The following is a 13,317-nucleotide window of genomic DNA, read 5'->3' on the forward strand; positions in this document are numbered from 1 at the left end:
GCGTCCTGCCCACCGAGACCGTCACCGGACTCGCCGCCCGACTCGGCGCCGACCAGGTGCGCACCGCACCCGTCACCCCGCCCACCGCCCCGCCCCGGGAGACCGGCGTCCCGCACGCCGCGCCGCCCGCCCGGCAGGCACCGGCCGTCGGACCGGTGCTGCCGACCGCCACCCCCGTGGTCTTCGACGCCACCTCCACCACCCTGGACGAGCGGCAGGAGACCGCCCTCGGACGGCTGGCCCTGCGCACCGCCGAGACCGGCCTGCGCCACCGCCTCGCGGGCCTGCCCCTGCCCCAGGTCACCCTGACCGCCGCCGCCGGCACGACCGCGGGACAGCGCGCCGACACGGTCGCCGCCGCCTTCCGGCGCCACCTCGACCACGCCCTCACCTCCCTCGGCGCCGACACCGCCGACCTGTCGGGCGACGACTTCGGCCTCACCGTCACCCGGAGCACCGCGCCCCGCGCCACCGCCGTCACCGTCCGCATCTCCACCCACCGGCTCGCCGCCCCCGTGCTGCGCCTGCAACGGCTCGCGCGGGCCGAACTCGGCGCGTCCGCCCACACGTTCCGCCCCGAGCGCCTCACCAGGCGGGTGCTGGGCCTGCCCGCACGGCAGCACACTCGGGCCCAGGCAATCGACCTGTACACGCTCACCGGCCTCGCGATGCGGGACGGCCGGGCCGGGTCCCTGGCCGAACTGGCCGCCTACCACGCCGAGAAGCGCGACGCCCTGTACACGGACCGCCGCTTCCCCGCCACGGAGACCACCCCGGCCCCCGGCCTCAACTGGACGGACCTGCCCGCGGGGCGGCTCTACACCGGCACCGTCGGCGTCCTCGCCGAACGGCCCGGCACCACCCCCGAGATCCTCGACTCCCACAAGCCCCCGTGGGCCGAGGGACCCACGCCCTACCTGCTCGCCGCCACCATGAAGGGCGACCGGGTGACGGTCCCCTGGACGGACGGCACCACCCGCGACCTCACCCAGGACAGGTTCGTCCGCCGGGTCCTGGAGGACCCGGAGCTGGCCGCGCTCCCGCCCGAGGTGCCGATCGTGCTGGCCGTCCCCTTCGGCGGCGCCCACGAGCAGCACGTGGCACGGCTGCTGGCCGAGCTGACCGGCCGCACGGTCTGGGCGCACAGCGGCGACCTGCGGCTGGTCGTCGCCCCCGACGGCGAGCGGCTCGCCCTCGCCGTCCACCGCGAACCCGGCCGCCCGCTCGGCGACTGGTTCCCGGTGCCCCCGGGGCTGCTGCCCGACACCAGCTCCGAATCCGACTCCGACTCCGAGTCCGACGACCACTGGCACGACCAGGTGCTGTCCTTCCCGCTGGCCGGATCGCGCACCGGCCTCCAGATCGGCCGCGCCTCCTTCCAGCCCGACGAGATGGCCGTCAGGGAGGTGCCCTACCGCCACCTCGACCAGGTGACGACGTACGTCCACCACAACTTCGCCGCCGGCACCTACTCCCGCCCCTTCACCCTGGAACCGGCCGCCCGCGGACAGCTGAAGGCGTTCTTCGCCGCCCACGGCGGCCTGGACTCCACCACGTTCGCCACCGCCGACGGAACCTCCCACGAGGCACGGGGCGACGCGGGCGCCAAGTGGCTCAAGAAGCGCAAGAGCTTCGACGGACTGCTGCGCACCAAGGACGACTGGCTCGGCCTGGTCACCTGCCTCTCGGCGTCCTCACGGGACAGCTCCCTGCCCCGCCGCCCCGCCTACGGCCGCGACGGCTTCGTGCCCAACCCGCTGCGCCAGGTGCCCCAGGGCCAGCACTACGCCAACGAGATGCGGCACAAGGTCAGCGCCGCCACCGTCCGCTCCGGCGTCGCCCGGCGCGACGGGACCTACGTCCGCGCGCTGGTCACCGACCCGCAGGGCCGCTGGGGCACCTACGCCGAGTTCTTCCCCGAACCCGACCGGGCCGAGCTGGAACGCCGCGCCGGCCTCCTCGGCCTCACCGGCCCCGACGCGGCCGTGCGCACCCTCGACCTGGTGCGCGCGCTGCGCCAGACCCTCGGCAACGAGATCGACGACGACGTCCTCGTCGACAGCGACCCCGACTACGCGCGCCTGCTGCGCGGCGCGGGCGCCCTGGAGCGGATGTGGCGCGCCGACGGCCGCTTCGCCCAGGCGGGCCCGTTCACCCTCGACCTGCTGCGCCGCGCCGCCACCGCCCGGCTCCCGGAGGGCGGCACCGCACCGGGACCGGCCGACGTCCGCGCGCTGCTCACCGCCGCCGCCGACGCCCCCGCCGGCACCACCCTGCGCGACTTCGTGACGCTGCCCGCCTCCCTGGACCGGGCCGCGGACTGGCTCGGCGGCCCGCACGCGGACCGGGAGACCGCCGACCTGCTGCGCCTGCCCGGCCCCGACCGGGTCGACGAGGACAGCCGCTCCCTGATGTTCTGGGCCCGCGTCAAGGCGTACGAGGCGCTCGGCACCGTCCCCGGAGGACCGGACGCGTACACCGCGCGCGTGCTCCACCTGGACCCGGACTCCGTCGACGACGCGCGGCGCGAGCAGGCGCTGACCCTGACCGCCCACGCCTACGCCGTCGGCCGCGACGGGGCCCGCGCCGACGAGGTCGCCGCCCACCACCTGGAGACCGACGGCGCGCTCGACGACAGCACGCTGGCACCGCCCGCCGCCACCGGCGGCCCGGCGACCGGCCGCAACCTCCTGGGCCCCGCCCGGGACACCCCCGTCGACCTCTCGTCGGTGCACACCCCGGCCGGCCCCGCCGACGCCCCCTGGCACGGCACCACCGCCCGGGGCAAGGACCGCCCGCACCCCTACGTCGTCCACGCCGAGATCGACCGCACGGACCCCACCCACCTCCTCGTGGCGTACGGCACCACCACCCGGCGGATCCCCACCGGGGAACTCGTCGAACTCCTCGCCAACGACCCCGAACTGACCGCCAGGGACGCCCACGACCCGGTCCTGCTCGCCGTCTCCGAACTCGACCGGTTCGCCCCCGGCCTCGCCCAGGACCTCGCCCAGCGCGTCGGCCGCGGCGTGTACTCCACCGCCTTCCCGCTCGGCCCGCACACCGCCGACGCCACCCGGGACACCCCGGTGCTCGCGCTGCGCCCCTCACCCGCGACCGGCGCCGTCCCCACCGTCGCCGACCTGCGCCTGTCCACCCCGCGCGCGCTCGACACGGTCAGCTCACCCGCGCCGCAGGCGCTGCCGCCGGTCGACGCCGACGCCACCACCACGGCCCCGGCCCCCGGCACGACCGCGCCCGGCCTCCGCCTGCCCGACGTGGCCGGTACCGTCACCGACCCGCTGACCGCGGTCGTCCCCGTCGTCCCGCCGCCGCCGTCCGGGCCGCCGTCGTCCCTCGGCACCACCCCGCCCCCGGCCAGAACCCCGGCCCCGGGCGGCCGGGGTGCGCATCGACGAGGAGCTGGACGAACGCCGCCCGGCCCGGCTGGACGCGGACATGCTGCCGCCGCCCCGGGTGCACCGGCCCAGCGCCTTCACCGACGAGAGCCGACTGCCCGGCTACGTCGACGGCTTCCTGCCGCTGCCCGGCGACGAGTCCGACGACACCGCCATGCCGCTCGCCTTCGGCCAGAGCGACGTGCACATCCGCAACGTCGAGCAGATCACCGATCACCTCGACGCCGAGATGCGGCGCGACGGCGACCGGACCGCCGCGGGCCCGGAGCGGTCCCAGGGGCTGCGGGTGCGCGGCGGCGGCATCGAGGAGTCCGTCTTCCGCCGCATCCAGCGCGCCATGCGCGAACGCCCCCAGACCTTCGCCGGGGACGGCCGCGAGTTCGTCTACCGCACCGAGTCGGGCCGCCTGCGCAAGATGCACATCACCCTGCGCAACTACGGCGAGTGGACCAAGTTCACCGACGGGGGCGCGCTGACCAAGGTCGACAACGTCTACCGCGCCCAGGCGACCGTCGGCGGCTCCAAGACCATCGGCCAGACCCGGCAGTTCGCCCCGACGGCCCCCCTCGGCCCGCAGTCGGGACCCGTCTCGGTCTGGGGCCGCATCGGCATGCGCATCGGCCGCATCCGGGAGGTCACCTACTCCGCCCAGGACCGCGTCCTCAACGTGGGCGAGAGCCGCGGACTCGACACCTCGCACCCCTACCTCGACGACGCCTACCTCGACGTCAGCATCACCGACGCGGAGCCGCCGCGCCCCGCCAAACCCGGTGTCCTGCACACCCGTTGGCGCGCCGAGGCCGCCCGCGAGGCCGCCCCGGACGTGCGGATCACCTTCGGGGTGCGCAACGGACTGCTGGCCCGCCTCACCGACGGCGCCACCCGGCAGGCCACCCCAGGCCGCACCCCCGCCACCCTCCAGCTCGGCCCCGAGTCCGACTACCGGCTCGTCATCACCGAGGACTTCGGGCCGGTCGCCGCGATCCGCGACTGGGCGGTGGACCGCATCGGCGCGGCGCCCGACTCCTCGGCCTACCGCGAGCTGGACCGCTTCCTGTCCTCGCAGAACTTCCACAAGCTCTCCGGGCGGCTCGCCAAGTCCGCGGTCCCCGGCCGCCCGCTGTTCGCCGACGACAAGAAGAACACCCCGCTGGGCGCCTTCGTCATCGAACGCGTCGTCCCCGGCCGCGCCGTGCTGGCCGTGGAGACCGACAAGACGGAGATGCGGGAGTCCGCCTTCCTGACCGTCCAGAACACCCGCAAGCAGACCAAGGCGTACTCCAAGGACTTCACCCTCGCCGTCGGACCGACCTTCACGCTGCCCTCCTTCGGGTTCATCTCCGACTGGATGAACACCGTCAGGCCCCGGCTCCAGTTCGGCGCCAGCGCCAGGCTCGGACACGTCAGGGGCCGCTCCGCGATGACCGGCGGCTCGGGCGCCGTGCGCTCCGTGGGCCGCGCCAAGAACGTCACCACCGACCTCTACCGGGTCGAGAAGACCGTCTGGATCCGCAAGACCGGCGACGCCCGCCCCACCCCGTTCACCACCTGGAGCCTGGACCGGATGACGCGCTCCGAGGCGCGCAGGCTGGCCGGCATGGAGGACGAGAACGTCTTCGGCAGCACCGAACCGTTCGCCCCCGCCTACCTCACCGAGAACCACCCGCCGACCCTCGGCATGTCCCGGCCCGTGCAGTTCACCTACGCCAACGGCCGCTACAGCCGCCGCTTCCCCGACGGCGTCGACCGCAGGGACACGCCCGTCACCGAGCGGGACACCGCGACCGCCGCGGACACCCCGCGGGTCACCTTCGCCGAGCGCACCCGCCTCGACTCGTTCACCCGGCAGGTGCTCACCGCCGTCGCCGCCAAGTACCCCACCATGGTCGCCCGCCTGGAGGACCTCGGGGACCCCAGCGGCGGCCGGTGGCGCAACCACGCCCACTACCAGATGGTCCTGCACAACACGCTGACCGTCATCAACGCGCTCTCGCACCACAGCATGGGCGGCAACCTGGAGTCGATGAGCCGCACCGGCCTGCGCGTCGGCCTCGTCGACCCCGGCCGGTTCACCCGCGGCTACCACTACATCTGGATCGACGCCGAACTGACCAACCGCACCTGGGTGTCGCCCACCGACACCATCCTGCGGCACAGCGCGCCCGGCGCCACCGACCTGGACGAGAGCCAGTACGGCGTGCAGGGCATGGAGGCCGGTTTCGAGGGCGTCGCCGCGCTGCGCGACACCGCCACCGACAACATCGGGTTCGCCGCGCACGCCCTCACCGCCCAGTTCGGCTACTCGGCCGGACGGCAGGCCCGCGACGAGTCCGGCTACGGCTCGACCGCCACCTTCGACCAGATGGCGATCACCACCAAGCCGGGCAACATCTTCGCCTACGACCTCTCCCTCACCGTCAGCACCGGCGGCTACTGGCGCCCCCGCAGCCTCCTGCGCGGCCTGGTCAGCTTCGGCGTCCTCGGCACCCAGCTGTTCGTGATGGGCCCCAAGGGCCGCGGCGACATCATCGGCGGCGACGCCGACATCCCCGCCATCAAGGGCAAGGTCCTGCTCAGCGTCCCCAGCGACCACTCCCCGGCGACCGACCCGCACGCCCCCGGCGCCGACAACCCCTACCTCGACCCGGAGCCGGTCACCTCCGCCCCGATGACCCGCGGCGACGCCAGGAAACTCCTCGACGCCTCCACCGAGGACAGCCACACCCCCGGCCCGCTCGACGGACTGCCCCACCAGACCCTCTCCGTGGTCGCCCCCCGCCAGGACCGGGGGATCGTCGACCGGGTCCTGGAGAAGGCCAGCCACAACCGGTGGCAGCTCACCCGCGAGGGCGCCCCCGCCCACGACGCCGCCGTCCGCCCGCAGCAGCCGCAGTTCCTCACCGCCAACGCCGACCAGAACGCGAGCGCCACCGGATCCCGCACCACCGGCCTCTTCGGCAAGGGCCCCTACATCGACTGGCTGGCCACCGTCGTGCACCGGATGCGGATCACCGAGGTGCGCGCGCTGACCCGGCCGCAGCCGATGGAGACCGAGATGACCCTCGGCGGCTCCACCAAGGCGGCGGGCGCGCAGAGCAGGACGGTCGTCCAGCAGGCCGGAGTCACCGCCGTCTACGGCCACTCGCACCCCGGCGGCCCCGGCGTGACCGGCAGCTACGGCCTGAGCTGGCGGCCCTGGTGGCGCAGCCGGGGCGTCAGCGGCACCGTCGTGCGCACCGTCACCTCGGACATCAACCGCGTCGACCAGGGCTACCAGGTGCTGGCCACCGGCGACGCCGAGCACGAGGTCGCCGCCGAGACCCGCTCCTCCGGCGTCCTCGCCCCGCTCGGCAAGGTCGTCCGCAAGCTGTACGACTGGGCCGGTGAACGCCAGACCGTCAAGGGCGGCTGGCTCGGCCACCTGCCCGAACGGGTCGCCCACCAGCTCGGCCTCATCGACGGCGACGCCCTCGGCGGCGGCCCCCGCTACACCGGCCGCCGCTGGCTCCAGCCCCGCTGGTTCCGCACCGCGCCCTTCGCCACCTATCCCGTCAACTCCCTGAACACCGGCCCCGTCGTGGAGCGGTTCGTGGAGCGCCTCGACGACCTGGGCCTCGACGAGGACAGCCGCGAGGCCATCCACCGGCTCACCTCCGCCCGCGTCACCCGCGCGCTGCGCCGCGAGATGACCGGCACCGGCTCCTCGGTGACCGCCCGCATCAGCGGCTTCGCCTGGAAGGGCATCCGGGTCGGCGGCCGCAACGTCCGCGTCCGGGTGCGCCTGGAACCCGTCGGCGAGCAGGAGTTCGTGCGGCTGTGGCCGCGCACCGAGCTGGAGGACCACCGCTGGGCGACGGAGACGTTCAGCGAGGCGTCCCCCACCGGCCGCGGCAGCGACGCCGGGACGATGGTCAACGAGGCCGTCCACACCGACTCCGCCGACGCGCCCATGGCGGGCCCCTCACTGACCGAGACCGGCTCCAACCGGCAGACGATCTCCGCGGCCAGCGCCCGCGCCAGCGGCCGCCTGTGGACCTCCTACACCAGCGAACCGCACGCCGAGTACGCCACCCGCTACCGGCTGCACCTCACCATGGAGGTCGGCCGCAAGAAGGGCGAGGAGGGCTGGGGCCGCGGCGCCCGGCGCATCCAGGAGAGCGGCGAGGCCGGACGCCAGCACGAGATCGTCCCGCTCAGCCTGATGCGCCCCGACTCCGACCCCGGCGCCCCCACCGGCCGCCCCGACCCGCTGGCCCCGCCTGAGATCGACGAACCGCCGGCCGCGGTCAACGTCCTCACCGGCGAGGACAGCCCGCTCCACCAGGCGAGCCCCTTCACCGGCGTCCTCGACGCCTGGCGCTCCATCACGCTGCCCGACGGCACGCAGGGCCCGTTCGTCCCGCCCGAGAACGGCTTCCACGTCCGCAACGTCCTCGGCGCGGAGAACGTCCTCGCGGCGAGCACCCTCGCCCTCGGCAAGGCGTACGACAACCGCTTCGGCGCCCTCTCGGGACCGCTCACCGACGCCGCCCTCGACGCCGCCCTGCGCACCGCCCGCGTCACCCCGCTCACCGCCGAGGGCACCGGCTCGGCGCAGGTCCTGGAGGACTCCCACGGGCCCGGCGCGCTCAGCGCGTTCTTCGAACACGCCTCGGGCAACGACGGCTACGTGACCAGCGGCCTCGTCGAGAACGCCCTCGCCGACCACTCCGAGGGCACCCTCCAGGTCTTCTCCCGGCCGGACTTCACCGGCGCGGTCCTCCTCGCCGTCGCCGACGGCGCCCGCATGGAGTCCACGACCCGCACCACCCAGAGCGACACCGCGACCGCCGCCCAGGGCGGCGACCACAACACCGCCATCGGCGGCGCCCCCGCCCTGAAGTCCGACAACGTCGGCGCGGCCAACCCCGGCGCCAGCGGCACCGGCGCCGACACCTCCGACAGCGACGGCCGGATCATCTCCAACGACCAGGCCCGCCAGGTCAACGTCAAGCCCACCACCGGCCGGGTCTTCGCGTTCGCCATCCCGATGGCCTGGCTGAGCGTCGCCGACGTCCACCGCCAGTTCAAGGACATGTCGGGCACCGAGCGGCTGCGCACCAAGCTCCTCGGCTCCCTCGGCGGCAGCAAGCCGGGCCCGCAGACCGTCGAGTCGCAGACCCAGGCGCTGGTCTGGGTGCGCGAGGACGTCGCCCGGCAGCTCGGCCTCATCACCGACGACACCTTCCCCGCGCCGGTCTCCGCCGCCTGGGACAAGGTCAAGGACGCCGCCAAGACCTGGGCCGACGAGGACGGCGCCTACTGGGAGCTGCGCCGCGAACTGCCCGACCTGGGCCACGAGGCCGACGAGACCCGGATCGCCCGCTCCGGGGCCCGCCGCGACCTGCGCGTCGCCAAGGCCGCCGCCAAGGCCGAACGGACCGCGGCACGCGCCCGGTTCACCGCCGCGACGACCGCCGCCGCGGCCGTGCTCACCCAGGCGCCCGCCGACGCCGCCGAGCCCCTCGGCACCCCCCTGCGCTCCGCCGCCGACCTCGCCGTGCAGGCGCAGCGCACCTACCAGGACGCCCTCCTGGAGACCCTGACCGAGGAGACCCCGGCGCCGCAGCGCGCGGCCGTCGAGGCCCGGATCGCCGGTGCCCGGCAGGCCCTGACCGAGGCGAACGACCTCGTCCGCGACCTCAGGCGCCGGGAGCGCGACCGCCTCACCGCCGAGGCGCGGCGCGTCATGGAGACCCGGACGGCCGCCGCGGTCGAGGCCGTGGCGAGCGCCCGGGACGCGGCCGTCGCGGCGGCCCGCACCCACCGGACCGCGCAGCGCGCCCTCGACGACCTCCTCGTCCAGGTGGCGGCCCAGCAGGAGCGGGCCGAGGCCGCCGCCGCCGCGCTGCACACCCTGCGCGCCGAGACCGACCGGCTGACCCGCTGGCACCAGCTCCCCGAGGACGCGCCGACCGCGGGCGGCGACGGCACCCCGACCCGCGGCGGGCTGCCCGAGCCCACCGTCACCGACCCGGCGCCGCTGCCCAAGCTCCCCACCCCGGCCTCCCGCGCGCTGGAGACCATTCCCGAGGAGTCCGAGGAACCCGCGGAGAAGGCCGCGTCCGAGGCGTCCGAGGACAGCCTGTTCAAGGACCCGCCCGCAGCGCCGCCCCGCTACACCCTGGTGACCGACCTCGCCGACAGCGCGCCCGCGCTGAAGACCCCCGAGGGCACCACCCACCGGCTGCGCGACGTCCCCGCCGACAACTCCTTCTACCGCGCGCTCCAGGAGACGCTGCCCGCCGCCCGCCACCGCGCGGACGGCACCGCCCTCGACGCGACGGCCCTGCGCGGCACGTTCGCCGACACCGTGGCCGCGCTGCCGCTCGACTCGCCCCTGCTCGACCGTTTCGCCCCGGACGACGCGGACACCTTCACCTCCGCCGAACTCGCCTCCGCCGCCCTCGACCTGGGCACCGGCACCCCGCAGCGCCGCGAGTTCGACTCCCTCGGCGTCATCCCGCACTCCGCGGGCGACCGGCCGACCCCCGACCGCCGCTACCGGCCGCTGACCCCCGCCCAGCGGCGCGGACTCGCCGCAGCCCAGCTCCGCCGCGACGCGGGCGCCGCCAACGGCACCGGCTGGAACCACGGCACCGCCGACCTCCTGCCCGCGCTCGCCGCCGCCCGCTTCGGCGTGGGCGTCCGGGTCGTCACCGAGGACGGCACCCACCAGGACTTCTCGCCCGACCCGGACAACCCGCTGCCCGACGACGCCGAGCGCGTCGTCCTGTACCTGGCCGACGGGCACTTCCAGGCCCTGGGCACCGACGCCGTGGCCGAGGGGCCGCCGCCCGCGCCAAAGCCCGAACCCCCGGTCGACGAGTCCCTGCTGACCGCGCACGCCACCCGCCCCTGGACCTGGGAGGGGCTCGACGACGCGACCTACGGCGACCAGCCCAAGTTCGACGCCGCCACCGACCCCCGCACGCTCACCGACCCCGACGGCTACCTCTACGACCTGCGCGACGACCTCCACGGCGAGGGCAACCAGTTCTACTCCGCGATCGCCGACGCCCTCGGCGTCGACCGCCAGGACCCGACCGCCTACGCGGCCCTCGTCGACGACCTGGCGGACATCCTCGACACCGCGGAGCTGCCCGCCGGGGCCAGGCTCGACCCGCGGGCCCGCTTCACCGAGGAGGACCTGTACGACGCCGGGTTCAGGAGGCCCCTGCCGCCGCCGCTGCGCCGGGAGTTCGAGCGCGACGGCGGCCGCCTGCCCGACCCGCTGCCCGAGCTGCCCGCCCACGTCCGCGAGGGCCTGATCCGCGCCCATCTGCGGGCCGCCCGGCGCTGGAACCGCGCCACGGCCCTGCTCGCCGCCGCCATGGTCGCCGACGGCAGGGACCTGCACGTGACGCTGGTGCACGAGAACGGCACCATCGACACCTTCGGCACGGTCTCCGAGGACGGCTCCAACGCCATCGTCCTCTACGAGCGCGGCGGCGACTTCCTCGCGGCGGTGCCCCGCGGCTCGGGCAACCCGCGCGGACCCTGGACCTTCCGCACCACCCGCCCCACCCCGCCCTCCACCCCGCCCCCGCCGGTCCCGCTCCCGCTGCCGGCCGGAGTCGACCCGGCGGGCCCGCCCGGCGGCAAGGGCGCCCCCAAGCCCCCGCCGACCGGGGAGGGCACCGGCTCGCCGCTGAACTCCCTGCTGCCGGAGGCGGCCCCCCGCCCGCCCGGCACCCGCGAGGAGCCGTCCGAGGGCCGGACCAGCCTGCGCGACGCCCTGGAACGCCTCGACACCCTGCGCTCTGCCGTTCCCGAGCTGGCCGAGGGGCCCCTCGACCTCGACGCGCTCGCCCGCCACGTGCTGCTGCTCCCGCCCGACACGGTCGTCACCGAGACCCACCGCCGCGCGCTCATCGACACCGCCCGCGCACCGGAGACGGCCGCCGTGCCCAGCCTCGCCGTGCTCGCCGGACACGTCCTGGAACGGCGCGGTCTGACGGCCGTACGGGACTCCGGCCTGGACGTCGACGTCTTCGCCGCCCGCGTCCTGCACCTCCCGGCCCCCGACCCGGCCCGCCGCCCCGACCTGATGCGCCTGGTGGAGCGGGCCGCGAACGCCGGGGTCGCCCTGGACCAGAGCGTCCGGCTCGGCGCGTTTTACTTGGCCACCCGGGGCTCGCTCGCCCCCGACCGGGTCATCCGGCGCACCGACGGCTCCCTGGTCGGCCGCGACCTGGACAACCGGGTCGAGCCCCTCGACGTCTCCCCGAGCGTCGTCACCCTGGTCGGCGTCGACGCCGACGGCTCGCCCACCTTCGACACCACCGACACGGCGCCCTGGCACCGGCCCGACGGCTCCGGACCGTGGGTGGTCCGGATGACGGGAGCCGTCGGCCGAGGGGTGCTCTCCGGGCGCATCCCGGTCGAGGACGTCGCCCACCTGCTGGACATCGACTCCACGCGCCCCGCCGACCGCGACATCGTCCTGCTGCTGCCGACCACCGACCCGGACGCCAGGCCCCCGGCCGTCGAACGGCTCCTGGACGCGGTGTCCCGGCACACCGGTGCCGTGGTGCACACCGCGTACGGCAGGGCCGACTTCCACGCCGGTCCCGACGGCCGCGCCACCATCGCCCTCGGCCGGGACGGCGACGACCGGCGGCGCACCGTCGGCGCCTTCCTCACCGCGGGCCGCGCCCCCGTCAAGCGCACCCGCCCGACCGGCGACGTCGACCTCCCGCGCCCCCTCGCGGGCGCCAAGCGGCGGGCCCTGCCGACCCGGGAGACCACCCTCCCCAAGCGCCCGCGCCTGCTCCCGCCGCCCACGATGCCCGCGCCCCCGGTGACCTCGGACACGACGGCGACCGGCACGACCGCGGCCACGCTCCCGCCCGGCGACGGCACGAAGACCGCCACCACGACCACCTCCGGCACGACGACCGGCACGTCCGGCGTCACCACCACGACCGCGACGCCCGCCACCGGGACCACCGCGACGGCCGCGACCACGGCCACCGTCACCCGCACCGGCGACCCGGCCGGCCCGCCCGGGAGGTCCCCGGCGCCGACCGGGACGGAGACGGCCTCCACGCCGGTCATGACGGCCCCCGCGAGCACCACCCCGGGATGGGCGCGCGGACGGCTGACCCCGGTCCCCAGGGACGGCAACTGCCTCCTGAACGCGTTCCTGGCGAGCGACCCGCTGCTGGTCAGGGACCGGATGTTCGGACCCGCCGACCGCGTCAGGAACGACGCCGAACGCGCCGCGTACACCTGGCTCTCCGACCCCGCGCGGGTCCGCGCCGACCTCGCGTCGAGCGCCGGGGCGGGCGCCACCGGCCGCGCCGTCCTGACCGCCACGCGCGACTTCGTCGCCGACTACCTGGCCGCCCACCAGGACCGGCTGCCCGTCGAGGTCGTCGTCCAGTACCGCGGCTCCGTGACCGGCGGACTCGCCGTGGACGTGGCCCTGATGGAGGAGGCCGACCTCGTCACCCGGCTGACCGGACTCGGCGTCCCGGTGCCCGACCAGACCGACTTCGCCACCCGGGGCGAACTCCTGGGCGAGCTGCGGGACCTGGTGCTGCGCCACACCCCGCTGACCCGGCGGGAGCTGACCGCGCTGCGCACCGCCGTGCTCGACTGGGGCAACCGCTGGAACTCCGACGTCGGCGACGTCTTCCCGCAGGCGCTGGCGCACGCCTTCGGCGTCCGGATGGACATCGCCTGGTCCCGCCTTCTGCCCGGCGGCCGCACCGACCAGCGCGGCCTGACGCGCGGCATCGGACCCGAGGACGCCACCTGGGAGATCGAGCTGTTCTACAGCGCCCGGGTGGAGCGGCCCTCCGGCGCCCCGCGGCACGGCACCGAGCACTACGACGGCAGCGACGCCCGCCCC

At 75.8% G+C, this 13,317-nt stretch carries 2 pseudogenes; both read left to right on the plus strand.

Annotated features, from left to right (window positions below):
- Window positions 1-515: 515 nt before the first annotated feature.
- Window positions 516-2,585 (plus strand): annotated as a pseudogene (locus GA0115242_RS42475) (lonely Cys domain-containing protein); the annotation flags it as partial.
- A gap of 820 nt (window positions 2,586-3,405) precedes the next feature.
- Window positions 3,406-13,317 (plus strand): annotated as a pseudogene (locus GA0115242_RS15765) (hypothetical protein); the annotation flags it as partial.

The sequence above is a fragment of the Streptomyces sp. SolWspMP-5a-2 genome, assembly GCF_900091845.1.
Taxonomy (GTDB): Bacteria; Actinomycetota; Actinomycetes; order Streptomycetales; family Streptomycetaceae; genus Streptomyces; species Streptomyces doudnae.